We start from the raw sequence: 26,272 nt of genomic DNA, 5'->3' as shown, positions 1-26,272 counted from the left end.
GAAAAATTCTTAGGTTTAGGAAGTAGCTATACACTTCTGAAGAGTAGTTATGTCTATATAAGAACTTACCCAAGGATACGTTAATATTCGTAAACCTGGGTAAGATTTTATAGATATTGTTTGGAGAGGACTTAGAATTCACCCTCTTTCAAAAAAACAACCAACAAATCAACCCCAACAGGTAAAGATATCCTTCAAACAACCATCTTCACCCCCTCTTTCTTGTGGCAATAGCGTTTGCACTGCTGACATATGTCGTACCCCAACATTGCCCCCAATATAAAATCTTCTTCCGCGCTCAATTCGTTTAAAGGGCGGATAATGATGTGGCGTATAGCCTCCATGCACTCCGGCTTTCCGAAAAACAAATTGATTTTGTTGGCTCCCACTTCCTGAATCATGTAGCTGATTTGCTGGCTTTCCAACCGTTGTATGGCAAAAGATTCGTGCTTTCTGTTCATCGTATAAAGCACCATGCTCCGTACTCCCTTTTTAAACTCATAAATATGGTTGAGGAATATCCGGATCTCGCCGGGGACAATCTTTCGGGTAGTCATATTTTCTAAAACAGATTGTATGGTAAAAAATCAGATTTAGCTTATTTCTTGTTTGAGTTGTTCGGCCCACCGGGCAATACGATCTTCTGTCTGGCTCTCTTCGTTCACTTCATCCAGCGGAAGTCCGATGAATTTGCCGTCTACCACCGCTATCGAAGAGTCGAACGTGTAGCCGTTTGTAGAAGTGGCTCCGCAGAATTTGCAGCGGGTGTCTTTCAGCTCCTCGTACAAGATTCCTATCGCGTCGCAGAATGTATCGCTGTACGAGTCCGAATCCCCGCAGCCGAACAGAGCCACACACTTATGAGACAGGTCGCATGATTTTAAAATCTTCACTCCGTCGTACCAGTCATCCTGCAATTCACCTGCTCCCCATGTCGACGAACCCAATACCAGCACATCGAACTCCTGTACCAACGCTTCCGTGAGCTTCGATACGTCATACACGTTTTTTGTGTCTACATCCAAGGCTTCCGCCACTCTGCGGGCCAAGTCTTCGGTGGTTCCTGTGGTGGAACCGTAAAATACTCCGATTTTATTCATTTTATTTGTTTTTTTAAATATGATATTGCAAAGATATGCCCTTTCCTGTAAAAGGAAAATCCCCATTTGTAGTGGAATAACAGCCTCGTAATCACAATAAATAGGGATGTATGATGGTGTGAAAAAGAAAATACCTATATTTGGTGGTTGTATGGCTGCATTTTTTTTCGTTTCTTTGCAAGTCATAATATAATTAAAATTAGATATAGATGGATAATCTGCAGAAATATAAAGCTACCGATAAGATGGTCGATCTGATCAGCGATAACTATTCTTTATTGCAAGTGATGAGTCGTTTCGGCCTTTCGCTGGGGTTTGGAGACAAGACCGTGAAAGAAGTCTGCGAATCGAACGGGGTAGACTGCAAAACTTTTTTGGTCGTCATCAATTTCATGGCCGAAGGATTTTCCCGTCTGGACGGAAGCAGCGACGAAGTTTCTATCCCTTCTTTAGTTCATTATCTGCGTCAGGCGCACAGCTATTTCCTCGACTTCTCTCTTCCTTCCATTCGCAGGAAACTGATTGAGGCTATCGACTGCTCTCAGAACGACATTTCTTTCCTCATTCTGAAGTTTTTCGACGAATACACTCAGGAAGTGCGCAAGCACATGGAATATGAAGAACGAACCGTTTTTAAATATGTCAGTGCGCTGCTTGAGGGGAATGTATCCAAACAATATCAAATCAGCACTTTTTCCAAACATCATGATCAGGTAGGGGAGAAACTTACGGAACTGAAAAACATCATCATCAAGTATTGTCCTGCCAAAGCGAACGAGAATTTACTGAATGCCGTGCTGTTCGATATATACGCCTGCGAAGAAGGGCTCGAATCCCATTGCAAGGTGGAGGATTACATATTTGTTCCGGCTATTCTGAAACTCGAAAGGAGGATGAGAGAGAATGAAAACTAACGATATCATCCGGGTGGCTATTGCCGAAAACTCCGTTATTATCCGTAGCGGCCTGACTGCTACTCTGAAGCGCCTTCCCAATCTGAAGGTCCAGCCTGTCGAATTGCTTTCCGTAGAAGCCTTGAACGACTATTTGCGTACGCAATGTCCCGATGTGCTCATTGTCAATTCCAATTTCGGCGATTATTTCGATGTGGCCCGTTTCCGCGAAGAAACGGCAGGCAGGAACATACGTCTTGTCGCATTGGTGACTTCGCTGGTCGACGCATCGGTACTGAGCAAATACGATGAAACGGTTTCTATTTTCGATGGCCTGGATACCCTTTCTGAAAAGATACAAGGATTGCAGGATGCTCCCCGCGAAGAAGCGGAGACCGAGAATACCGAATCTCTCAGTCAGCGCGAACGGGAAATCGTGATATGCGTAGTTAAAGGAATGACTAATAAAGAGATTGCCGAAAAACTCTTTCTATCCATTCATACCGTTATTACTCATCGCCGGAATATCAGCAAGAAACTCCAGATACATAGCGCCGCCGGATTGACCATCTATGCCATTGTGAATAAACTCGTTGCTCTGGATGAGGTGAAAGATTTATAGTTGAAAAATAACGTTATAGAATCTAAAAATGTTTGCGTACACGAAATCTTTTCGTACCTTTGCAAGGCAATTGGGAAATTGCTGTTAGTTTTAAAAGGTAAAAACAAAATTGTTTAGGTATTAGACTTTTATATTATTGTAATTTCAAATAGGGAAAGTTTTTTATAAAGGTAAAAGGATTACAATAGGTAGCAAGTTTTTAAGGTAAAAAGAGAAAATGTTTTCAGGGAAAAAGAGGTAACAAAAAGAAAAGCCTAAAAGGCTTTTCTGATGCTGCGGCGGGTGGTTCCATAAATGGGGTCGACTCGTTTTTTTATTTCTGTACTCCGAGTGTATTCGATATCCTGCTCTTCTTCTTAAGATTGTCAAAGCACTGTGTCCGAAAGAGTACTCCACGCATGCTTTTCGTTCTGATCGCCATCTCTTTTCTTTGCGGGGCTGTACAAGAGGAACGATTGTCTGGCTGGCTTTCTCTCTCTCTCTCTTTCTCTCTCTCTTTCTCTCTCTTTCTCCGTTGTCTGTATAAAAACAAAATCCCGGCGAAATCACTTCGGCGGGATTTTGTTACATTCTTACTTAAATGTGGCTACGTAATAAAATTATGACTAATTAATTCAATTCTGATACTGCAAAGATAGAGAGTTTCATTTCTCCCCGCAATACCTCTAATAGGGTATATTGCAGCGGTAATCTCACTATTAATAGTTATAATCGGTCATTCATTCTATTACTTTCTTGATGCGTGTCTTCAATTCCAGCGGATCGAACGGTTTCAATATATAATCCGCTATTCCCTCTTCTAATAGTCTGATCCTTTCGGTCGCGTCCTCCTCGCTTGATAAGATAACGACCGGAACGGATGCTAACGGCTCGTTTTCTTTGAGGTATTTCAGAAAAGCCTTTCCCGGCATATGTGGCATATAAAGATCCAAAATAATCAAATCTGGACGATTTCCCTGCTTCAGCCACTCTATCGCCGTAAGCGGATTTTCCAGATATATCAAATCATATTTATCTTCCAGATACACGCTTACAACCTTCCCAATGGCAGGTTTATCGTCAATAAGCAATATTTTCTTTTTCATATTCGTTCGTTTTCAACGCTTGGTTTTTCATCCATCCTTATCGTTTGGTAATCTCTCCTGCCAATGAGGAGTTCATTTTTTGCCGTATCTCGCTGTCGGTCAGTCCGTGTCCTAACAGAAACATCAGTTTTGTCACTGCACATTCCGGGGTACTGTCGTATCCGCTTATCACGCCCGCTTCCAGCAGGTGCATTCCTGTTTCATATCGTTCCATTTCCACTCCTCCCGAGGTGCACTGAGTGATGTTCACAATCACAATACCTCGTTCCGTAGCCTCTTTCAGTTGCTTGATAAACCATTCTTTTTGCGGAGCGTTTCCCGATCCGAAAGTCTTCAGAACCACCGCCTTCAACCCCGGTACGTGTAGCAATGAAGTCACAATACGTTCCTGAATGCCCGGGAAAAGCGTCAGAATCACTACGTTCGTGTTGAAAAGGAAGTGCGGTTTGAGCGGCTTTGTCCGGTCCGCCTTCCGTATCAGCCCCGGTTCATACTTAATGTGTATGCCCGCTTTGGCAAGTACCGGGTAGTTGAACGAACGGAACGCGTTGAAATTTTCCGCGTTAATCTTTGTGGTACGGTTTCCTCTCATCAAATGATTCTCGAAGAAGATACATACTTCGGGCACTGTGGCTGTTCCATCACAGTTTTTGGCAGCAGCTATTTCGATGGCAGTGATCAGATTTTCCTTTCCGTCGGTCCTCAGCGTGCCGATGGGCAGTTGCGATCCGGTCAGAATTACCGGCTTGCTCAGATTCTCGAGCATAAAGCTCAGCGCCGATGCCGTGTACGCCATCGTATCCGTTCCGTGCAGAATCACAAATCCGTCGTACATCTCATAATTTTCGGCGATAATTCTTACCATCCTTGCCCAATGAGAAGGCTCCATGTCCGACGAGTCGATGGGAGGGTCGAAAGGATAAGGCGAAATCCGGTAGTTAAGCCTCTTCAACTCGGGAACGTGTTTCAGCAGATGGTCGAAGTTGAAATTCTCCAGAGCGCCGGTTTCCGGGTTGGCTATCATTCCGATGGTCCCGCCCGTGTAAATCAGTAATACAGAAGATGTCACATCTTTCATGGTTTTTGTCATTTGAGAAAGTTACAATATCTCCGGATTCTTTCACGATGTGCAATAAACTGTAAGGTGAAAAACATATGATTATTTCCGGAGCAGAGCTTCCATATATGGTAACGAAACGCAAATGTAAAGACTTTGTTCGAGCTTTCAAACGATTTTTTTTATTTTTTTATCATTCCCGTATTCCCGAAAAATGCTCTTGGCATTGCGGTTCTGCATAAAAAGTCCTATCTTCGCAACAATAAGTGGATAAATTGATTAAATTAAAGATATATGAAAACAACTAATTATTCTCTCATTCGCATCTTGTTCGCCCTCGTGATAGGGTTGGTTCTGGTCATTTGGCCCGATGCCGCCGCCGCTTATATTGTCATAACATTGGGAGTCGCTTTCCTTATTCCCGGCATTATCACTCTTTTCGCTTATTTCGGCCGTAAAAGGGGTGAAAATAAAAAGGCCCTCCGTTTTCCTATCGAAGGAGTAGGAAGCCTTTTGCTCGGTCTTTGGCTGATCATTATGCCCGACTTTTTTGCCGATGTCCTTATGTTTTTGCTTGGCTTTATCCTTATCATGGGAGGTGTGCAGCAAATTACCTCTCTTGCCCGGGCACGTGAGTGGATCAGAGTGCCTGCGGCATTTTATCTGATTCCCGTGCTCATCCTGATTGCCGGTTTCGTAACCCTGTTCAACCCCACCGAGGCACGCAACACCGCCTTCCTTATTATCGGTATATGTAGTTTGGTATATGCGGTTTCCGAGTTGGTCAACTGGTTCAAGTTCATGCGTTTTCGCCCCGAGTCGCCTCTTTTTCTTCATCCGGAAGAAGTCGAAGACGACGCCGGGATCATCGACTGACGTACTCTTTCAATATCTCTTGGAGCTTCACCGGTTCGTTCGTCGTGATGAAGTCCGTCTTCCGTTCGATCAGCCACCTCATATCCTCCGGCTTGTCTACGGTCCATGCATTTACCTTCATTCCGAGTTCGTGGCTCTCCTTGATCCATTCCGGATGTTTTTTAAGCACTGCCAGATTATAGTCGGGACCGCTGCAACCGATCGCTTTCAGTTCCGCGGGAGAAAGATCCCCGTTCAGATAGTATACCGGGGTTCCCTCCGGCGCCAGACGGATGAACTCTTTCACGGCATGCAGCGAAAAGGAAATATACTCCATCCGTCTTTCGAGTCCCATTCTTTTCGCCAGAGCTACGATTTCCCGTACAGCTCTTGTCTCACGGGCGGGACTGCTTTGTTTTTTCAGTTCCAGTATCAAGCGTATGCTCCCCTCCCGGGCAGCGTCGAAATACTCTTCAAGTAAAGGCAGCTTTTCTCCGTTTTCCAGTCTTAGCTTAGTCAACTCTTCCGCTTTCGAGCCCTCCATGCTTTTCATCTTATACACCGGATCATGGTTTACCACCGGCTTATTGTCCTTTGTCAGCCACACATCGAATTCCGAGCCGTAGCAACCTGCCGATTCAGCCTCCCGGAGTGCGGCGATACTATTTTGTGCCGAACCTTCCACCTTCCAGAATCCTCGATGTGCAACCACCTGTGTATGTTGTGCCTGCAAGTATCCGGTCATTCCCATCAATGCAAAAATTACCGTCATTTTTTTCAGTTTCATCGCTCTTTTCTTTATTGGTTATAAATAAATGTTTTGCCTCAAATATATGAAAAATTAAACAATATTCATCAGCCCTTATCCTTTTTATATGCTTCGAAATGCTTATCTTTGCGTTTTCTTTCAAAAAAGAAACCGATAGTGCATGAATTTTTAATTCTGAAAATTTAATGGAACAACTGAAACACGAATGCGGCGTTGCGATGATACGCTTGCTCAAGCCGTTGGAGTATTACGAGGAAAAGTACGGAACATGGATGTATGGTCTCAATAAGCTCTATCTGCTGATGGAGAAACAGCACAACCGGGGGCAGGAAGGCGCAGGGCTGGCCTGTGTCAAGATGCAGTCCGACCCCGGCGAAGAATACATGTTCCGTGAGCGTGCGTTAGGTTCCGGAGCCATTACCGAAATTTTCCAAAACGTTCAGGCCAATTTCAAAGACCTCACACCCGAACAACTCCACGACCCCGAGTTCGCCAAGCGCACCCTGCCTTTTGCCGGTGAAGCCTATATGGGACATCTGCGATACTCCACTACCGGAAAGTCCGGCATTGCCTACGTACACCCGTTCCTGCGCCGCAACAACTGGCGTGCCAAAAATCTTGCCCTTTGCGGCAATTTCAACCTGACCAACCTCGATGAAATTTTTGCTCGCATCACTGCTATCGGTCAGCATCCTCGCCAGTATGCCGATACCTACATCATGCTCGAACAGGTAGGGCACCGGCTCGACCGCGAAGTGGAGCGCGTGTTCAACCTTGCCGAAGCCGAAGGCCTTACCGGCATGGACATCACACACTACATCGAAGAGCATATCGACCTTGCCAACGTGCTCCGTACCTCCACCAGAGAGTGGGACGGTGGATATGTTATTTGCGGCATTACCGGAAGTGGCGAATCTTTCGCTATCCGCGATCCTTGGGGCATTCGTCCCGCTTTCTGGTATCAAGACGACGAGATAGCCGTGCTTGCTTCCGAACGCCCTGTTATCCAGACTGCCTTGAACGTTTCTTCCGATCGTATACAGGAACTCCTTCCCGGGCAGGCGCTGCTCATCAGCAAAGACGGACAGTCTCGCATCACCCGCATCAACAAACCTCGTGAAAAACGCGCCTGTTCGTTCGAACGCATCTATTTCTCTCGCGGCAGCGATGTCGATATCTACAAAGAGCGGAAACTTCTGGGCAAAAAACTTGTTCCCAACATTCTCGAGGCCATCGGCCATGACATCGACCATACCGTCTTTTCCTTCATTCCCAACACCGCCGAAGTGGCATACTACGGTATGTTGCAAGGGCTCGACGAATACCTGAACCAAGAGAAAGTCCGGCAAATCGTCGGTTTAGGCTCCCAGCTCCATTCCGAAGAACTGGAGCGCATCCTTTCCCGCCGCATCCGCAGCGAGAAAGTTGCTATCAAAGATATAAAACTTCGCACTTTCATCGCCGAGGGCAACAGCCGGAACGATCTGGCGGCACACGTTTACGACATCACCTACGGAAGCCTCGTACCCGACGTCGACAATCTGGTGATTATCGACGACAGCATCGTGCGCGGCACCACCCTCAAGCAAAGTATCATCGGCATCCTCGACCGTCTTGGCCCGAAGAAGATCGTCATCGTATCCTCTTCCCCTCAAGTACGCTACCCCGATTATTACGGCATCGATATGGCGAAAATGAGCGAATTCATTGCTTTCAGAGCTGCTATCGAGCTGCTCAAAGAGCGAGGGATGACGTCCCTCATTGCCGGAGCCTACCGCCGGTCGAGAGAGCAGGCGTCACTTCCTAAAGAACAGATGGTCAATCATGTGAAAGAAATTTACGCCCCGTTCACCGACGAAGAGATTGCCGCCAAGATGGCGCAACTACTTGTCCCAGATGGAACAAAAGCCCAAGTGGAAATAGTTTTCCAGCCTCTGAAAGGGTTGAGTGAAGCCTGTCCCGAACATACGGGCGACTGGTATTTCAGCGGCGATTATCCCACCCCCGGTGGCGTGAAAAAAGTAAACAAAGCATTCATCGACTATGTGGAGCAGATATTCGGGATGGAGGTACTGCTCCCTGAATCTTAGTAATTAAAATGAAACATTACCAAGATTAACGAAAAAAGCGTGAGAACGCTAAATGTTTATTAAGATTTTTGTATATCTTTGTGCACGATTGTAATTGTTCGTTGCTCCGGCAACGGATAAAATGGGGTAAAATGAATTTAATCGATAAAAACATGGCTAACGCTGACTCGCACGGTGGGACAGGGGAAAGCGTAGCGCGCTCAAAACGTTGGTATGTCGCTCTCGTGCGTATGCATCACGAGAAGAAAGTCGCCGACCGTTTATCCAAGATGGGAATTGAAAACTTCGTTCCCATCCAGCAGCAAGTCCGCCAATGGAGCGACCGTCGCAAAGTAGTCGACTGCGTGCTGCTCCCTATGATGGTTTTTGTCCATGCCGATCCTTGCCAGCGCATGGAAGTACTCACCATACCTGCCGTCAGCCGCTATATGGTATTGCGCGGCGAGAGTTCTCCCGCCGTTATTCCCGATGAACAGATGAACCGCTTTCGCTTCATGCTCGACTATTCCGACCAAGCCGTCTGCATGAACGATTCTCCGTTGCTTCGGGGTGAAAAAGTCTGCGTCGTTAAAGGCCCTTTGAAAGGGCTCGAAGGCGAATTGGTTACCATCGACGGTAAAAGCAAAGTTGCCGTCCGTCTCAATTTATTGGGAAGTGCCTGCGTCGACATGCCTGTAGGCTATGTGGAGCCTGCAAATGAAAAACAAAGCAGTAAATTAAGAAACCTGAACTATGAAGAAAAGATTTGATAACCTTGTCCTATACCTGCGGAACAATTACTTCAGCTATTGGGTAGTTTTGGCTTTGGATACATTCATTGCTTTATGCTGTACCCTCATCGCATACACGGGTATCCACTACATCACCGCAACCTCTTTTCAACCTGCCATGCTCTTACGGGTGGCAGTCGTTTCCGTTTTGGCATCTTTGTTGGGATCTTACGCGTTCCGAACCTATCGCAACACCATCCGTTTCTCACAGTTGCGCGAACTCTGGAGGCTCATCTGCAGCTCACTCGTCAAAACCGCCGCCATGGGTATTGCCTTATGGATATTTCTTTTGCATCCTGATTGGCATCACAGTCAGAAGATATTCTTCTTACTGTTCGACGGTATGCTCACATTCATTGCCATGGTCGTTGTCCGCAACCTTCTCATACTCGTCTACGAATTCATATTGAGTCGTATCACCAAAGAAAATATGCGGATTCTTATTTACGGCATCGGCGATAAAAGCGTTTCTCTCAAAGTGCGCCTGCTCAACAGCTCCCATTATAAAGTCGTGGGGTTCTATACCTACGGTAGCAAAGATACCGTTCGACGCATCGCCGACCTTCCCGTTTACTCTTTCCGCGATAAAGACGAATTCGAGAAGCAAATCTTCAACCATCGCATTCAGGGCATCCTCTTTGCCGGACACGAAGACACCCGTGAAGAAGAAAAACGCCTCTTGCAGTATTGTAAAGAATACGATATAAAGACATTGATCGCCCCTTCCATCAGCGAGGCCGACGAAAAAGGCGTTTTCCACCAGTGGGTGCGTCCCATCAAGATCGAAGACCTACTGGGGCGTCCCGAGATCAATATCAATATGGAAGAAGTCGTCAACGAATTCCGCGGCAAAGTTGTTATGGTCACCGGAGCCGCCGGTAGCATCGGCAGCGAGCTATGTCGCCAGTTGGCTCAAATGGGCATCCGCAAGCTCGTTATGTTCGATTCTGCCGAGACCCCCCTGCATAATGTCCGTCTCGAGTTCGAGCACAACTATTCCTCGCTCGATTTCGTTCCTGTCATCGGTGATGTCCGTGTCAGGGAACGCCTGCGCATGGTGTTCGACACCTACCATCCGCAAATCGTCTTCCATGCCGCCGCCTACAAGCACGTTCCCTTGATGGAAGAGAACCCCTGCGAAGCCGTTCTCGTCAATGTCATCGGCTCGCGCCAGGTAGCCGACATGGCAGTAGAGTACGGAGCTGAAAAGATGATTATGGTTTCTACCGATAAAGCCGTTAACCCCACCAATGTCATGGGGGGCTCCAAACGGTTGGCTGAAATCTACGTCCAAAGCCTGGGCTGTGCTATTGGCGAAGGCAAGGTAAAAGGGCATACCCGTTTCATCACCACCCGCTTCGGCAATGTGCTGGGCAGCAACGGTTCCGTTATCCCCCTTTTCAAAGAGCAGATCGAAAATGGCGGTCCCGTTACCGTCACCCACCCCGATATCATCCGTTTCTTTATGACCATCCCCGAAGCCTGCCGCCTTGTGTTGGAAGCCGCCACTATGGGGCAGGGCAACGAAATCTTCGTCTTCGAGATGGGCGAAGCCGTCCGGATTGTCGACCTCGCCACCCGCATGATCGAGTTGGCGGGCTACCGTCCCGGCGAAGACATACAAATTGAGTTCACCGGTCTCCGTCCGGGCGAGAAACTTTACGAAGAAGTACTCAGCAACGGAGAGAACACCATACCTACCGAAAATAAGAAAATCAAAGTTGCCAAAGTCCGCCGATACGAATATGCCGACATCCTTCCCGACTATATGGAATTCGAGCGTCTTTCCCGTGCGGTAAATATTGTCGATACGGTAAAGCTGATGAAACGCGTCGTGCCGGAGTTTGTTTCGAAGAATTCGGATTATGAAAAATTTGATGCATGAGTGTAAAAGGGGCTACTGTGCTATTAGAGAAGAAATATGGTAAGATAGTAAGTCGTTTAAGGGGAAACGCACTTATTAAAGATTCTTTTTGGGCTTTGGTAGGTAGTGTGCTTGGAAAAGGATTATCTTTGGTTGCTGGAATTATAGTTGCTAGATTGTTGGGAAGTGAAGCATATGGAGAATTTGGTACTATAAAAGTAACATTAACTTATATTGCCATAGTATCTACTTTAGGTTTTGGTTATACAGCAACTAAATATATAGCTGAATATTCTTTGAAACAGCCACAGAAGATAATTTCGTTAGTAGGGGCTATTTATAGAATCACTATTTCATTTAGTACTTTCTTAGCATTACTTTTGTTTATTTTTGCCGAACAAGTTGCTTTATTTATAGATGCTCCACACTTATCTTTTATTTTACAAGTCTCGGCAATCATTGTTATTACTAATGCTCTTAATACAGCACAGATAGGTATTCTATCGGGTTTTAAGATGTTTAAAGAACTTGCAAAAATTAATATTTTTGCGGGTTTGATTACTTTTTTGAGTAGTATCTTGTTTTCTTATTTTTGGGGAGTAGATGGTGCTGTTTATTCTTTATTAATTTCCTTTTTTTATCAAGTAATCTCGAATGAAGTTTTTATACGGAAGAAATTGAGGAAATATTTGTCAAGCAGCTTTAAGGTACAACCGCAGGAAGTAAAAGAAATGTTGTTCTTCTCTTTACCAATAGCTATGCAAGAAAGTTTGTATACTATTGTTCATTGGTTAAGTGTATTATTGTTGATAAAATATGCCAATTACATAGAAGTTGGAATTGCTTCAGCTGCTTCTCTTTGGCAAAGTATTGTTATTTTTATTCCTAGTGTTTTGAAAAATGTAATGTTTTCGTATTTAATGAGTAGTTCTGATCATAAAAAAATGGTTGATAAGATGCTATTGATTAACTTCTTTTCTTCAGTAGCATCTATTTTCATTATTCTTTCATTTTCTAAATTGATTTGTAACTTTTACGGAGAGAGTTTTATTGGATTATTTCCTGTTTTTTTCGTGAGTGTTTTAACTTCAATTCCAATATGTTTATCAGAAGTCTATTGTTACGAATTTATATCTGTAGGAAAGCCATGGTTTGTTTTTTCTAGTCGTTTAATAAGAGATGTGTTAATATTATTTTTGGGGGCCTCTTTAGTTTTAAATATGTCTGATAATCAAGCTTTTTGGCTGTCATTATCTAGTCTTGTAATGAATTCTGTGTTTTTGTTTGTTCTATATTTCTTATATAAAAGATTCCATGTTAGTGAATACCATAAATAGAAGTAGCCATTTTATATTTATCCATGTAATAGCTTTTATTTTTTTATATTTATTGATTAATTATGTGGATACTCTTCATATCTTTTATGCTAATTTTGAAACTATATATTTAAAACCTGAGATATTACTGTTATATGCTTTTGCTTATATAATAAGTTTTATTTATATTATTTGTAATGTAAATTTGAGTGATAAGAAAAGGATTTTAATTCCCTTTTTTTACTTCTATTTTTATTTGCTCATTTCTTCTTTTGTGAAAGGTGAGAGTGGACTAGAAATTGTGAAAATTACTATGTGGCTTTTAATGTTTATTCTTGGGCTACATTATGGAACAATGTCTGATGAAACAGTTTTATTCATAGTTAAACGATTTCTTCTAATTATTTTCCTCCCATTATGTATATATATCGTTTTTTTATTATTAAGAAGTCAAGAACATTTTATTAATCCGGATATCTACTTTTTATTAATTATATTTCTCCCATATGTTTTGCTTCTAGAGAGAGGTTATTATAAAGCTATTTTATTAGGTGTAATGGCATTGCTATTTCTATTTTCCTTCAAGCGAACCATTATAATATCTTTTGTTTTGTCTTTAGCTTTTTTCTTTGAAGTGCAGAAAAGAAAAATATTTTTAATCATCATTGGGGTTTTGGTATTTATACTTTATATAATAGATATAGAATTTGTGAATCTTCTGTTAGGAAGATTTCTTGCTTTAGAGCAGGATGGTGGAAGTGGTAGAGATCAGCTTTATGAATCTATTTTGACTTTGGTCTTTTATAAGTCATCTAATATAGAATTACTGTTTGGGCATGGATTAAAATCTACTTTGTCTTTGTTTAATATGTATGCACATAATGATTTTTTACAATTATTAGTTGATTTCGGCATCATAGGACTTCTACTCTATTTATTAGCTATTCTAAAATTACTTATTAGAACTTTTCGAGTGCGCTGTTCTTATAAGTGTTATTCGAATGCTTATAAGGCTACAGTTGTTTTATTATTTGTCTTAGTGTTCTTCAATTGTTTTATATATCATCCTTATTTTATGCCGATTATGATGTTTTCTTTTGGTATTATAAATGGTAAAATTCTTTATTGTAAATAATATCATGAAAATTCTAATAATTTCACATAATCCTTTTTCCTCTACATCAAATAATGGAAAAACACTTGAAACAATCTTTCAAGAATATAATTCGGAGGATATTTCAATGTTTTATTTTTCTGAAATGTTGCCAGACTTGGATTATAATCAGAACTATTTTCGTATAACGGATAAAGATGTAATAAAAAATACTCTAAGTTTTACAACGAAATATTATAAAAGTTTTTTCTCTAAAGATGAGAAAGTCTCTACTATTATGAGTTTTTCGTTAGAAAAGAAGAAGAGAATCGTAGGTTATGTTAAAAAAATACCATTTTTACGTGATTTCTTATGGAAATGTGGAAAATGGAAAATAAAACCCTTATTCAATTGGATTGAATCTAATGACCCTGATTGTATATTTTACGTTGCAGGACCCAATAGTTTCTCACATTCTGTTGCAAATTTTTTATCTAAAAAATATAATCTTCCTTTAATACTTTTTTTTACAGATGATTACTTATTAAATCCTAAATGTCGGAATTGGATTGATGTTTGGCAAAGAAAGAGGATGGCAATTTTTTATCAGCATAGTATAAACCGTGCTTCTTTGTGTTTTGCTATAGGCGAACTAATGGCGTCAGATTATCAGGTATACTTTAAGAAACCTTTTTTCCCTATCATGAATATAGCAGAATTGAGCCATAAACTCCCTACTGCTAATAATGAGGGAATTGTAATATCATATTTTGGAGGTTTACATTTAGGGCGTTGGGCAGAAATCGCAAAACTAGGCAAACTTCTTACGTTAATCCAAAAAGATGGAGATGTGCCAAATATACAATTGAAAGTTTATTCTGCTACTCTTTCTTCTGAAGTTGAGCGTTGTTTTAAAGAATGTAATGTTAATTATGCTGGGTTTGTTAATAGCGATAAAATGCGTATGGAATTGGCTAAAGCAGATATTTTACTTCATGTAGAAAGTACAGATGATTATTATCGCTCTTTGACTAAATTATCTGTTTCTACGAAATTACCTGAATATATTTCGACAGGTAGAAGTATTTTAGGGTTTGGCCCTTTTGAAGTTGCTTCTATGAGATTGTTGAGTGATCATAGAATTGGCTATGTAATATCAAGTGATTGGCAAGAAGATAAGATAAAAACACATTTAAAGAGTTTTATTAAAGATGTTTCGTTGAGGGAAGAATTAGCAAATAATGCTTATGAATATGCTTGGACAGCTTTTAACCCCGACTTTGTTCGAAAGCAGTTTATGAAAAAAGTGGATGAAATAATTAAGAAAAGAAGAATAGATTATGACACTATTTAAAGGCAAAATTTTACTTATCACAGGTGGAACAGGTTCCTTTGGCAATGCTGTTTTGCGTCGTTTCTTGAATTCGGATATTAAAGAAATTCGGATTTTCAGTCGTGATGAAAAAAAGCAAGATGACATGCGACATCAGTTGCAAAATCCGAAAGTGAAATTTTACATTGGGAATGTGCGTGATCGCCAATCTGTGGATGAGGCAATGCGCGGAGTAGACTATGTATTTGCAGCTGCTGCGCTGAAACAAGTCCCCTCTTGTGAGTTTTTCCCGTTGCAAGCAGTACATACCAATGTGATTGGTACGGACAATGTATTGGAGTCAGCTATTGCACATGGAGTGAAAAATGTGGTGGTGCTTTCCACCGACAAGGCGGCTTATCCCATCAATGCTATGGGGATTTCCAAAGCGATGATGGAAAAAGTAGCTATTGCCAAAGGACGTGCTTTAGGAGATAATGCCGTTACAACAATCTGCTGTACACGTTATGGGAATGTAATGGCCTCCCGTGGATCCGTTATTCCTTTATGGGTGGATCAAATTAAGTCGGGCAAGCCGATTACGGTGACTGATCCAAACATGACTCGTTTTATGATGACATTGGATGATGCCGTGGATTTGGTAATGTATGCTTTCGAACATGGAGTCAATGGAGATTTGTTTGTACAAAAAGCTCCGGCCGCTACTTTAAGTGTGCTGGCTCAAGCTTTGAAAGAGTTGTATCAAACCGATACAGAGGTGAAGACCATTGGTACACGTCACGGAGAAAAGCTTTATGAAACATTGGTGACGCGTGAAGAGATGGCGAAAGCGATTGATATGGGTGAGTATTACCGCATTCCTTGCGACAATCGTGATTTGAATTACGATAAGTTTTTTACTGAAGGTAATGAAGATGTTGCAAAGATAGAGGATTACCATTCGCATAACACAACTCGTCTGGATGTGGAAGGAATGAAGCGGTTGTTGTTGAAACTTCGATTTATTCGTGAAGATTTGGGGATGGAAGAAAAAGCGAAATCAATTGAAATTAAAAGTGAATAAGAGGGCATGAATATTTTGGTTACCGGTGCGAAGGGGTTTGTCGGAAAAAATCTAGTTTCTCAATTACATAACATTCAAGCGGGGAAAGCCCGGAATTATAATTTATCCGAAGATTTGAAGATCTTCGAATATGATGTAGACAGCGATCCTGGCGAGTTGGATGTGTATTGTAAAAATGCAGACTTTGTATTCAATCTGGCTGGGGTAAACCGTCCGAAAGAAACATCCGAGTTTATGGTGGGCAATTTCGGGTTTGCATCTACATTGTTAAATACCTTAAAGAAGCATCGAAATGCTTGTCCAGTTATGATTTCTTCATCTACACAGGCTGCGCTGGATAATCCGTACGGAGAATCGAAACGGGCTGGTGAAGAGTTGGTGTTCAACTATTCTAAAGAAACAGGGGCAAAAGTATTGGTTTATCGCTTTCCCAATGTGTTTGGAAAATGGTGTCGTCCCAATTACAACAGTGCAGTGGCTACTTTCTGTAATAATATCGCGAACGATTTATCCATTCAGGTGAATGACCCGAGCGTGTTGATGAATTTGGTGTATATAGACGATGTGGTAGATGAACTGATTGGCGCTTTAAGCGGCAATGAGCACCGGGAAGGAAAGTATTGTAAAGTTTCTGTCGTACATACCATTACTTTAGGTGAAATTGTTGAGTTGCTTTACTCATTCAGGCAGATGCCGGAAAATCTGAATGTACCGAATTTAAAGGATGCTTTTACCAAAAAACTATATTCAACCTATTTGTCTTATTTGCCGAAAGATAAATTCAGCTATCCGCTGAAGATGAATGTGGATGATAGAGGAAGCTTTACAGAAATCATTCGTTCCGATGACCGGGGGCAGTTTTCCGTAAATATTTCTAAACCCGGTATTACTAAAGGGCAGCATTGGCATCATACCAAAAACGAAAAGTTTGTAGTGGTAAGTGGCCGGGGGCTTATTCAGCTTCGCAAGATTGGAACGGAGGAAGTAATCGGCTTCGAAGTGAGTGGTAAGAAGATAGAAGTGGTGGAAATGATACCCGGATATACGCATAATATTATTAATCTTTCCGAGACAGAAGATTTAGTTACTTTTATGTGGTGTAACGAATGTTTTGACCCAAACCGCCCCGATACTTATTTTGAGAAAGTATAAAAAATAATTGTTATGGATATAAAATTAGATTATTCAGATATCCGGTTTCAGGATAACGGTAAACTGAAACTGCTCATCATTGTCGGAACCCGTCCCGAAATTATTCGCTTGGCGTCAGTAATTAATAAATGCCGTAAATATTTTGATTGTATTCTTGCCCATACAGGACAGAATTACGATTATAATTTGAATGAAGTGTTCTTTCGTGATTTGAAGTTGAAAGATCCCGAAGTATATATGAATGCCGTAGGTGATGATTTAGGATCGACGGTAGGTAATATCATTAACTGCAGTTACAAACTCATGTTACAGACAGCTCCTGAGGCTGTTTTGGTGTTAGGGGATACCAACAGTTGTTTGTCCGTCATTTCTGCCAAACGTTTGCATATTCCTATTTTTCACATGGAAGCAGGTAATCGATGTTTTGATGAATGTCTTCCAGAAGAAACCAATCGCCGAATTGTCGACATCATTTCGGATGTCAATATATGTTATTCCGAGCATGCACGTCGTTACCTCAATGCCTCGGGAGTGGCAAAAGAACGTACGTATGTTACCGGTTCACCGATGGCAGAGGTCCTGCACGAAAATCTGGCAGAGATTAAAGCAAGCGATGTGCATCAACGGCTTGGATTGCAAAAAGGAAAATATATACTGCTTTCTGCCCACCGGGAAGAGAATATTGATACGGAGAAGAACTTTCTTTCTCTTTTCTCTGCCATCAATGCGTTGGCAGAGAAATACGACATACCTATTCTTTATAGCTGCCATCCACGCAGCAAGAAAAGACTAGAGTCTACAGGTTTCAATTTGGATACTCGTGTCATTCAACATGCCCCTCTTGGATTTCATGACTACAACTGTTTGCAGATGAACGCTTATGCTGTTGTGTCCGATTCGGGGACATTGCCCGAAGAGAGTAGCTTTTTCATTAGTGTAGGGCACCCTTTCCCGGCTGTATGTATTCGTACTTCTACCGAACGTCCCGAAGCTCTTGACAAAGGTTGTTTCTTTTTGGCGGGAATAGATGAAAAGTCGCTGTTACAAGCTGTGTCTACCGCTGTGAATATGAATAATAACGGGGAACATGGTTTGCCAGTTCCCGATTATACGGACGAGATTGTGTCTACTAAGGTAGTAAAGCTGATTCAGAGCTATACCGGAGTGGTAAATAAAATGGTTTGGAGGAAATATTGATTCCATGAATGTAATATTTTTGACAATCAGTCGCATTAATGATATAAATGAAAGAGGAATATATACTGATTTAATGCGAAAGTTTAGAGATGAGGGGCATAATGTTTATATTGTGACTCCTTATGAGCGACAATTTGGTCTTTTAACTTCATTAAAAGAAGTAGACGGAATTCATATTTTAGGAGTAAGAACTTTAAATATTCAGAAAACAAATGTAGTAGAAAAAGGTATAGCCACAATTCTAATTGAAACTCAATATCGTTTAGCCATTAAAAGGTATTTTTCAGATCTTTCTTTCGATTTGATTTTATACTCTACACCCCCTATTACTTTTACGAATATCGTAAAATATCTAAAAAAGAGGAATCCTAATTCTATTTCTTATTTGTTGCTAAAGGATATCTTTCCACAGAATGCGGTTGATTTAGGAATACTTTCTAAGCGTAATCTTTTTTATTCCTATTTTCGAAAAAAGGAGAAAAACTTATATCGAAACTCTGATTATATAGGCTGTATGTCACCTGCGAATGTAAGGTATATATTAAAACATAATTCTTTTATCTCTGCCGAGAGAGTTGAGGTTGCTCCCAATAGTATTGAAATCGTCGAAAAAAAAGAAGATGTTGATAAAGGAAGGATTCGAGAAAAATATAATTTACCTGCTGACAGGCCTATCTTTATTTATGGAGGAAATTTAGGAAAGCCGCAAGGTGTTGATTTCTTAATTAATTGTTTAGAACATAATGGAAATAGAAAGGATTGTCATTTTTTAATAGTTGGAAATGGAACGGAATATTCAAGATTAGAAAAGTGGATTGTTGATAATCAGATAAATAATATTTCTCTTTTTCCTCGTCTATCTAAAAAGGATTATGATGCTTTAGTTTCTTCATGTGATATAGGGTTGGTCTTTCTTGATTATCGTTTTAAAATACCTAATTATCCATCTAGACTTTTGTCTTATTTGGAATGTAAAATGCCTATTATTGCAGCTACAGACGTCAATACCGATATAGGTATCATAGCTGAGGAGAATGGGTATGGATATTGGTGTGAAAGTGTTGATGTCAACCACTTTACGAGATGTGTTGATCAATATTTGAGTAATCCTGCTAAGATTAAAACAATGGGAGAAGCAGGGTATCAGTTCCTGTTAAATAATTATTCTATAAAGAACACTTATGAAAAAATTATAAAACACTTAAAATAGCTCTCATTATGTATAAAAACTGTATAAAACGTGGCTTAGATTGCTTTTTAGCTTTTTTGATGTTAATTGTTTTTTCCCCTTTATTATTGTTTGTTTCTATCTTACTTTTTATAGCTAATAGGGGGGATGGTGTTTTCTTTTTTCAAGAAAGGCCTGGGAAGAAAGGAAAAATATTTAGAGTTATAAAATTTAAGACTATGACAAACGAGAGAGATGTTAAGGGGCAGTTACTTTCAAATGAAAAAAGAATAACTCCTATTGGCTCTTTCATTCGGAGGATGTCCATTGATGAGTTGCCTCAATTAATAAATGTGTTAAAAGGAGATATGGCATTAATAGGACCAAGACCATTAATGATACGTTACCTAGAGCTATACAGTAAAGAACAAGCTAGAAGGCATGATGTTCGTCCTGGAATTACTGGATGGGCACAAGTTAATGGTAGAAATGCTATAACATGGACAAAAAAGTTTGAATTAGATGTGTGGTATGTAGATCATCTTTCTTTTATTTTGGACTTGAAGATAATACTTTTGACAATAAAAAATGTTTTTTTATGCAAGAATATTAACTCTGCTGAAAATAAAGTTGGTGCGATAGGTTTTGATGGAACAAATTAATATTAGAGGATATGAAAAAGGTAATGGTATTGGCTGGAGGGAATGACCAGATCGCATTTATAAAAGAGTTGAGATGTTTTTTTAATAATGAGGTCGAAATATTATTAGTAGATCAATCAACTAATGTTAGAGCTATAGAGTATTCCGATAAATTTTTTCCTGTAAGTACAATGGATAAACAAGCGGTGCTTACGATAGCAAGATCTGAAAAAATAGACTATATCCTAACTGCTTGTGGAGATCAACCATTGTCTACAATGGCATATGTAGCTACACAATTAGGAATCCCCTCATATCTGACAGAAAAGGATGTTCGTGATTTAACGAATAAACTATTTATGAAGAAAAAAATGGTAGATAATGATATTCCAACTGCCAAATATGTATGTCTAAATGAAAAGAATGATGAGAAATCACTTTCTTTTTTATCATATCCGTTAGTTGTTAAGCCTGTAGATAGTAACGGTTCTAAGGGGGTAAAGAAAGTTTTTTCTCATGCTCAATTAGATTCTGCTTTAGAAGAAGCTTTTAGATATTCTATTTCAAAAAAAGTTATAGTTGAAGAATTTAAAAAGGGAGAAGAGTTATCAGTGGATATATATGTTGAAGGTACTACTCCTAAACTATTATTAGTTACTGCCTCAAAAAAAATAAAAGAGAATCAAGATTCTTTTACCATTATACAGAGTTATTACCCCCCTGTCATTCCTTATGTTGAAAAACAGATATTGGATATTGCTCAAAAAATTGTTAACTCTTTTAACTTGAAAGATACGCCCTTATTGATTCAATTAATCGTTAATGGAGATGAGTATAATGTCATTGAGTTTAGTGCGAGAATGGGAGGAGGATCAAAATATAAATTAATAGAAATAATGTCCGGAGTAGATATTATGAAAGTTTATGTTGAGATGTTAATGGGAAATAGGCCACAAGTAAATCCACAAAAGATGTTTAATAATGCCATTATGAGTTATGTCTATTGTCAGCCTGGAATATTTTCAACATTGAAGAATTTTGATAAACTTTTGGAAGAAAAAAACATTTATGATTATTTTGTTTATAAAATGTCAAACTCTAAGATAGAAAAATCTAATACCAGTAGCGATCGGGTTGCAGGCTTTTTGATTGTGGGAAATTCGGAAGAGGAAGCTCTCTTAAAACTTAAATATGCCAATTCGAAGCTACAAGTACTCGGTATAGATGGAAAAGATATAATGAGGCATGATTTTTTGTTTGAGGAATGCTTATGAGATTCGCTGTAATAGGGGCCGGGAATGGAGGACAAGCCATTGCCGGATATTTGGGGTTAAAAGGATATCATGTGAATTTGTACGATCGTAATGTTGAAAAGGTTGAAAAAATAAAAAATAAAGGTGGTATAAAATTAGAAGGGAAAATAAATGGTTTTGGCAATGTCAATTGTATTACAAATGATTTGTCGGTAGCTGTGACTGGTACGGATATCATTATGATAACAACTATTGCTAATGCCCATCGGGAATTGGCAATACAGCTAAGCCCTTTTCTACAAAACGATCAAATCATTATTCTTAACCCAGGTAGGACTTGTGGAGCTTTAGAATTTAAGTGGGCTTTGAATAGAGCTCACTGTAATAAACGTCTGTATATTGCGGAGGCCCAAACACTGATATACGCATGCAGAGCAAAAGAAGTAGGAATAGTCAATATAATAGGTATTAAAGATGATGTGCTGATATCAGCTTTGCCTTCTATTGATACCGACTTTATTATTAGCAGGATAGGGAAGGTCTTTACATGCTTTACTCCCACCTCTAATGTGTTAAGAACTAGTCTTGAGAATATTGGAGCCATCTTTCATCCTTGTGTTATATTATTTAATGCAGCTACAATAGAAAGAGGGGAAGAATTCTATTTTTATAGAGATATAACGCCTAATATTGTTTCTTTTATAGAAAAGTTTGATGCAGAAAGAATCGAGGTCGGAAAAGCTTATGGAATAGATTTACTTAGTGTTAATGAGTGGATATCCTTTGCTTATAAAGGTATACAGGGAAATACATTATGTGAGAAAATGAGAAATAATCCTGCTTATCATGATATCTTGGCTCCCTCTTCTATATATACCCGACAACTTATGGAAGATATTCCTACTGGAGTACTTCCTATTATGGAATTAGGTAAAGCAGCTGGGTTAAAAATGACTTTGTTTGAATCCGTTATAAACATATGCTGTGAATTACTAAATATTAATTTTAGAAAAGAAGGAAGAACACTTAAACATTTAGGTCTGGAAAATCTTTCTATAGATCAAATATTAAATCATATACAATGATGAAAGGTAAATTAGTGGGTGATGAAGTTTTCGGTTTTGTAAAACCCAAAATAGATGTACACACTTTAGGGGTTTCTACAATTTCTAATTTATTGAAAGACTGTAAATATAAATCTTATATAGCTCCTGATGAAGTAAATGAAGCATTACTAAATATTAATAAATTGAATAATTATGGTCTTGTAAAAAGATGGTTACAAGAGAAAGGTATTACTAATCTTGGATTTAGTTATCGTTTAGATCCTCAAGAAGGCTGTCATTATTTTATGTCTTTATTTTCTCTTTTGCAACAAGATAATGTTTTTGTACAAAGAAAAGGATGGTTAAGGCAGATTTTTTTTGCAGGTCTACCGGATACTTGTGAACTGGTTAGTGAAAAAACCAATCATTCTGTTTTGGTATTTGAAGGAGACGAAACTCCTTTAGAGTCTCTCCTTAAACTAGGTGTTCCACAGGAGAGGTTACCAAATACTTTATTGCAAGATAATGAATATGATAATGTAAGGTGGAAATTTGCCAGCGAGTTAATTGCTTCAGAAAGATATAAAACAATTATCCCACAAGATCATTATGGATATGCCTCTTGTGGAAAAGATAATGATACTTTTATTGATAGATTGAATTATGCAAAGTCTAAAGGAAGTTTACCTCTTATAAGGGCTCATGTAGGTCCTTATAATCCCAATCGTTTAGAAGCTTTAAAAGAATTTCAATCGTGGGTGAAAATTTTGGCTTCATCTAAATTATTAGATGTCCTCTCTATAGGAAGCTCACAATTGACTCAGTCAAAATTTGGTGAGGATTGGGAAGGATTACCGAATGGTGGTGGGGTTCCTATTAACTCGGAGATAGAATATCAATTGATAAAGGAAGCAGCATCGCCAATGCTTGTGAGAACATATTCTGGGACTAAAGATGTTCCTAAATTGGCCAGAATACATGAGAGAGCGTTGAATATTTCATGGCATGCTTTATCTTTGTGGTGGTTCTGTGAGATTGACGGAAGAGGAGAAAATTCTTTGTTGGAAAACCTTAGAGAGCATCTTGAAACAATTAAGTATATTGCATTTACTGGAAAACCAATGGAGCCAAATGTACCTCATCACTTTGCTTTTAGAGGTGCTGATGATTTAACATATATTATTTCTGGATTCCTTGCTGCAAAAACTGCCAAGAAATTGGGTATTCAACATCTTATTCTGCAAAACATGCTGAATACCCCTAAGTACACTTGGGGAGTCCAAGATTTAGCAAAGGGACGAGTTATGATGAAATTGGTAAGAGATTTGGAAGATGATTCTTTTCATGTTAGCTTACAAGCAAGGGCAGGCTTAGACTATTTTTCTCCGGATCTGGAAAAAGCTAAAGTTCAATTGGCAGCCGTCACTGCTCTAATGGATGATTTAGAGCCTGATAATATTAACAGTCCAGAGATTATTCATGTCGTTAGCTATTCCGAAGCTGTAAGGTTGGCAACCCCATCAGTTATAAAAGAGAGTATTCAGATAACTTTATCCGCATTGCATTCATACAGAACAGCTCGTTCTGTAGGTAAAATACCTAATATGAAACACGATAAAGATGTTCAAAATAGAGTAGATGAGCTGTTCTATGAAGCAAAAGAGTCTATAAGATTATTAGAAAACTATATACCTAATCTATATACACCGGAAGGATTATATAGAGTTTTTGATGAAGGTTTTTTCCCTGTGCCATACTTAATGGATTATAAACAACAATTTAGAAATGCTACAAACTACACCACTGCAATAAAGAATGGAGGCATTCGTGTGGTAGATGAAGAGGGAAATATTATAAATACAATTGAAAGATATAAAAAAATTATAAGCAGGAACAGTTAGTTGTATTGTGTGAATTTATATAAATATTTTTAAGATGAATCAAGAAAAAATATATCTTTGTCTCGCACATATGAGCGGCAAAGAACAAGACTTTATAAAAGAAGCGTTCGACACCAATTGGGTAGTGCCTTTGGGACCGAACGTAAATGGTTTTGAGGAAGATTTGAAGACGTTCTTAGGGCAACAGAAAGAAGTGGTGGCTTTGTCTGCCGGTACGGCGGCCATTCATTTGGCATTGATTCAATTGGGAGTGAAAGCGGGAGATGAGGTAATTTGCCAGTCGTTTACATTCTGTGCTTCCGCCAATCCGGTGACTTACTTGGGGGCGACCCCGGTCTTTGTAGATAGTGAGGAAGATACGTGGAACATGAGTCCGATGCTGTTGGAAGAGGCAATTAAAGACCGGATAGCAAAGACAGGAAAAAAGCCGAAAGCAATTATTCCGGTACATCTTTACGGAATGCCTGCTAAAATGGACGAGATTGGTGTCATTGCTGAAAAGTATGGAATTCCCGTCTTGGAAGATGCGGCGGAAGCATTGGGCTCAGAGTACAATGGACGGAAGTGCGGTACGTTCGGCACGTTCGGGGCATTGAGCTTCAACGGTAATAAGATGATTACGACCAGCGGAGGGGGAGCATTAGTCTGTGCTGATGAGGAGGCGAAGAAGAAAACGATGTTTTATGCAACGCAGGCGCGAGAACCGTTCCCATACTATCAGCATGAAGAGATAGGATACAACTATCGGATGAGTAATATTTGTGCGGGGATAGGCAGGGGGCAGATGACAGTGCTCAAAGATCATATCACTCATCACCGCCATGTGCATACGCTTTACGAAAAAGGGTTTGCAGGAGTGGAGGGGATCGAGTTGAAATCGAATCCGGATGAACGCTTCGATGCGAACTATTGGCTCTGCACCATCCTTGTAGAGAAGGAAGTGGCGGGGTTTGATTATGAGGAATTGCGTGTGTATCTTGACCGGAGGGGGGTTGAAACGCGTCCGTTGTGGAAACCTATGCACTTGCAACCTGTATACAGTGGTAATCCTTGTTACGTGGACGGAACTTCAGAGCGTTTGTTCAATATGGGGTTGTGTATCCCGGCAGGGCCTTGTGTGACAGATGAAGATGTGGCATACATTATAGATGAGATTAAGAAGTTTAAGTTTATAAAAAATAACTAATACGATAATAATATGAAGACAGTAAACCGAACCTTATGCGGCTTGTTGATGCTGGTGTTGTTCACAGCCTGCCACTCGTACAAGAAAGTGCCTTACCTGCAAAATGCGGAGGCGTTGGACCCCGAAGCGCAGGGGGAGGAGATGTACGACGCGAAGATCATGCCGAAGGATTTGCTTACCATCGTGGTGTCGTGCACAAGCCCGGAACTGGCCGCGCCTTTCAACCTGACGGTGGCGACACAGGCGAATGCAAATCTGAGTTATACGACCACGCAGCCGGTGTTGCAGCAGTATCTGGTGGACAATGAAGGGAAAATAAACTTTCCGGTGTTGGGCGAACTGTACGTGGGAGGCATGACGAAAAAGGAGACCGAACGAATGATTGTAGACCGGCTGAAGCCGTATATGAAGGAGGAGCCGATCGTGACGGTGAGGATGGTGAACTACAAGATTTCGGTGATCGGGGAGGTGGCCCGCCCGGGCACTTTCACTATCAACAACGAAAAGGTGAACTTGCTGGAGGCACTCGCGATGGCGGGGGATATGACGGTGTACGGAAAGCGTGACAACGTGAAGCTGATACGGGAAGACGCCAACGGGAAGCGGGAGATTGTCACGCTCGACCTGAACAAGGCGGAGACAATACTGTCGCCGTATTATTACCTGCAACAGAACGACATCGTTTATGTGACGCCGAACAAGGCGAAAGCGAAGAGCTCGGATATCGGGACGAGCACAAGCCTGTGGTTCTCTGCTACTTCGATTTTGGTATCGGTGGCAAGCTTGTTGTTTAATATCTTAAAATAAAACAGGAAGAG

24 protein-coding genes are annotated in these 26,272 nt (G+C 40.4%); 19 read left to right on the top strand and 5 right to left on the bottom strand.

The window, feature by feature from the left end:
• Positions 1-194 precede the first annotated feature (194 nt).
• Both GGR07_RS05325 and fldA read right to left on the bottom strand, forming a co-directional pair.
• Positions 195-557, bottom strand: a complete 363-nt coding sequence (locus GGR07_RS05325) for a DUF2023 family protein (RefSeq protein ID WP_021645145.1) — start codon at positions 555-557, stop codon at positions 195-197.
• A gap of 36 nt (positions 558-593) precedes the next feature.
• Positions 594-1,100, bottom strand: a complete 507-nt coding sequence (gene fldA, locus GGR07_RS05320) for a flavodoxin FldA (RefSeq protein ID WP_034542443.1) — start codon at positions 1,098-1,100, stop codon at positions 594-596.
• Positions 1,101-1,309: 209 nt separating this feature from the next.
• Between fldA and GGR07_RS05315 the strand changes: the two genes are divergently transcribed.
• Both GGR07_RS05315 and GGR07_RS05310 read left to right on the top strand, forming a co-directional pair.
• Positions 1,310-2,014 carry a hemerythrin domain-containing protein gene (locus GGR07_RS05315; RefSeq protein ID WP_021645147.1) on the top strand — a complete coding sequence of 235 codons (705 nt, stop codon included), beginning with the start codon at positions 1,310-1,312 and terminating at the stop codon, positions 2,012-2,014.
• Positions 2,004-2,615 carry a response regulator transcription factor gene (locus GGR07_RS05310; RefSeq protein WP_021645148.1) on the top strand — a complete coding sequence of 204 codons (612 nt, stop codon included), beginning with the start codon at positions 2,004-2,006 and terminating at the stop codon, positions 2,613-2,615. The genes GGR07_RS05315 and GGR07_RS05310 overlap by 11 nt, the downstream gene beginning before the upstream one ends.
• 719 nt (positions 2,616-3,334) lie before the next feature.
• On the opposite strand, the gene GGR07_RS05305 is transcribed toward GGR07_RS05310, so the two are convergent.
• Both GGR07_RS05305 and GGR07_RS05300 read right to left on the bottom strand, forming a co-directional pair.
• Positions 3,335-3,700 carry a response regulator gene (locus tag GGR07_RS05305; RefSeq protein WP_034542441.1) on the bottom strand — a complete coding sequence of 122 codons (366 nt, stop codon included), beginning with the start codon at positions 3,698-3,700 and terminating at the stop codon, positions 3,335-3,337.
• A 37-nt stretch (positions 3,701-3,737) separates the two neighbouring features.
• Positions 3,738-4,778: an asparaginase gene (locus GGR07_RS05300; RefSeq protein ID WP_034542491.1), complete on the bottom strand. Its 1,041-nt coding sequence runs from the start codon at positions 4,776-4,778 to the stop codon at positions 3,738-3,740.
• A 273-nt stretch (positions 4,779-5,051) separates the two neighbouring features.
• Here GGR07_RS05300 and GGR07_RS05295 point away from each other — a divergent pair, with 273 nt between their 5' ends.
• Positions 5,052-5,633: an HdeD family acid-resistance protein gene (locus tag GGR07_RS05295; RefSeq protein ID WP_034542440.1), complete on the top strand. Its 582-nt coding sequence runs from the start codon at positions 5,052-5,054 to the stop codon at positions 5,631-5,633.
• Here GGR07_RS05295 and GGR07_RS05290 read toward each other — a convergent pair.
• Positions 5,623-6,399: a glycerophosphodiester phosphodiesterase family protein gene (locus tag GGR07_RS05290; protein ID WP_034542439.1), complete on the bottom strand. Its 777-nt coding sequence runs from the start codon at positions 6,397-6,399 to the stop codon at positions 5,623-5,625. The genes GGR07_RS05295 and GGR07_RS05290 overlap by 11 nt on opposite strands.
• A 167-nt stretch (positions 6,400-6,566) precedes the next feature.
• On the opposite strand from GGR07_RS05290, the gene GGR07_RS05285 reads away from it, so the two are divergent.
• The 16 genes from GGR07_RS05285 to GGR07_RS05210 all read left to right on the top strand — a co-directional run bounded on the left by GGR07_RS05285 (position 6,567) and on the right by GGR07_RS05210 (position 26,261).
• Positions 6,567-8,471: an amidophosphoribosyltransferase gene (locus tag GGR07_RS05285; protein ID WP_122056612.1), complete on the top strand. Its 1,905-nt coding sequence runs from the start codon at positions 6,567-6,569 to the stop codon at positions 8,469-8,471.
• Positions 8,472-8,602: 131 nt separating this feature from the next.
• A complete protein-coding gene (locus tag GGR07_RS05280) occupies positions 8,603-9,220 on the top strand; it encodes a UpxY family transcription antiterminator (RefSeq protein ID WP_051990543.1) in 618 nt (205 codons plus the stop codon).
• The gene (locus GGR07_RS05275; RefSeq protein ID WP_034542437.1) at positions 9,204-11,126 is read left to right on the top strand and encodes a polysaccharide biosynthesis protein; all 1,923 of its coding nucleotides are present in this window, start codon (positions 9,204-9,206) and stop codon (positions 11,124-11,126) included. Before GGR07_RS05280 ends, GGR07_RS05275 begins: the two co-directional genes overlap by 17 nt.
• Positions 11,123-12,442: an oligosaccharide flippase family protein gene (locus tag GGR07_RS05270; RefSeq protein ID WP_034542436.1), complete on the top strand. Its 1,320-nt coding sequence runs from the start codon at positions 11,123-11,125 to the stop codon at positions 12,440-12,442. The genes GGR07_RS05275 and GGR07_RS05270 overlap by 4 nt, the downstream gene beginning before the upstream one ends.
• Positions 12,426-13,556 (top strand): hypothetical protein, encoded by a 1,131-nt coding sequence (locus tag GGR07_RS05265; RefSeq protein ID WP_218567091.1) that lies wholly within the window; start codon positions 12,426-12,428, stop codon positions 13,554-13,556. Before GGR07_RS05270 ends, GGR07_RS05265 begins: the two co-directional genes overlap by 17 nt.
• 4 nt (positions 13,557-13,560) lie before the next feature.
• A complete protein-coding gene (locus GGR07_RS05260; protein ID WP_147298154.1) occupies positions 13,561-14,868 on the top strand; it encodes a glycosyltransferase family protein in 1,308 nt (435 codons plus the stop codon).
• Positions 14,855-15,910, top strand: a complete 1,056-nt coding sequence (locus GGR07_RS05255) for a polysaccharide biosynthesis protein (protein ID WP_034542429.1) — start codon at positions 14,855-14,857, stop codon at positions 15,908-15,910. Before GGR07_RS05260 ends, GGR07_RS05255 begins: the two co-directional genes overlap by 14 nt.
• Before the next feature lie 6 nt (positions 15,911-15,916).
• Entirely contained in the window at positions 15,917-17,062 is a 1,146-nt protein-coding gene (locus GGR07_RS05250) for a capsular polysaccharide biosynthesis protein CapF (protein WP_034542427.1), read from the top strand.
• Positions 17,063-17,074: 12 nt separating this feature from the next.
• Positions 17,075-18,259, top strand: a complete 1,185-nt coding sequence (gene wecB / locus GGR07_RS05245) for a non-hydrolyzing UDP-N-acetylglucosamine 2-epimerase (RefSeq protein WP_034542424.1) — start codon at positions 17,075-17,077, stop codon at positions 18,257-18,259.
• Between the two features lie 4 nt (positions 18,260-18,263).
• Positions 18,264-19,469, top strand: a complete 1,206-nt coding sequence (locus GGR07_RS05240; protein ID WP_034542421.1) for a glycosyltransferase family 4 protein — start codon at positions 18,264-18,266, stop codon at positions 19,467-19,469.
• An 8-nt stretch (positions 19,470-19,477) separates the two neighbouring features.
• Positions 19,478-20,089: a sugar transferase gene (locus GGR07_RS05235; RefSeq protein WP_034542419.1), complete on the top strand. Its 612-nt coding sequence runs from the start codon at positions 19,478-19,480 to the stop codon at positions 20,087-20,089.
• 11 nt (positions 20,090-20,100) lie between these two features.
• Positions 20,101-21,342 carry an ATP-grasp domain-containing protein gene (locus tag GGR07_RS05230; RefSeq protein ID WP_034542416.1) on the top strand — a complete coding sequence of 414 codons (1,242 nt, stop codon included), beginning with the start codon at positions 20,101-20,103 and terminating at the stop codon, positions 21,340-21,342.
• On the top strand, positions 21,339-22,406 hold the full coding sequence (locus GGR07_RS05225) for an NAD/NADP-dependent octopine/nopaline dehydrogenase family protein (protein ID WP_172545194.1): 1,068 nt from the start codon (positions 21,339-21,341) through the stop codon (positions 22,404-22,406). The genes GGR07_RS05230 and GGR07_RS05225 overlap by 4 nt, the downstream gene beginning before the upstream one ends.
• Positions 22,403-24,268, top strand: a complete 1,866-nt coding sequence (locus GGR07_RS05220; protein WP_218567090.1) for a hypothetical protein — start codon at positions 22,403-22,405, stop codon at positions 24,266-24,268. The genes GGR07_RS05225 and GGR07_RS05220 overlap by 4 nt, the downstream gene beginning before the upstream one ends.
• Positions 24,269-24,302: 34 nt before the next feature.
• On the top strand, positions 24,303-25,454 hold the full coding sequence (locus GGR07_RS05215; protein ID WP_034542409.1) for a DegT/DnrJ/EryC1/StrS family aminotransferase: 1,152 nt from the start codon (positions 24,303-24,305) through the stop codon (positions 25,452-25,454).
• 12 nt (positions 25,455-25,466) lie between these two features.
• The gene (locus GGR07_RS05210; RefSeq protein ID WP_034542406.1) at positions 25,467-26,261 is read left to right on the top strand and encodes a polysaccharide biosynthesis/export family protein; all 795 of its coding nucleotides are present in this window, start codon (positions 25,467-25,469) and stop codon (positions 26,259-26,261) included.
• Positions 26,262-26,272: the final 11 nt, after the last annotated feature.

Source organism: Bacteroides pyogenes (assembly GCF_014196225.1).
Lineage (GTDB): Bacteria > Bacteroidota > Bacteroidia > Bacteroidales > Bacteroidaceae > Bacteroides > Bacteroides pyogenes_A.
This window is presented reverse-complemented; position numbering and strand designations above follow the sequence as displayed.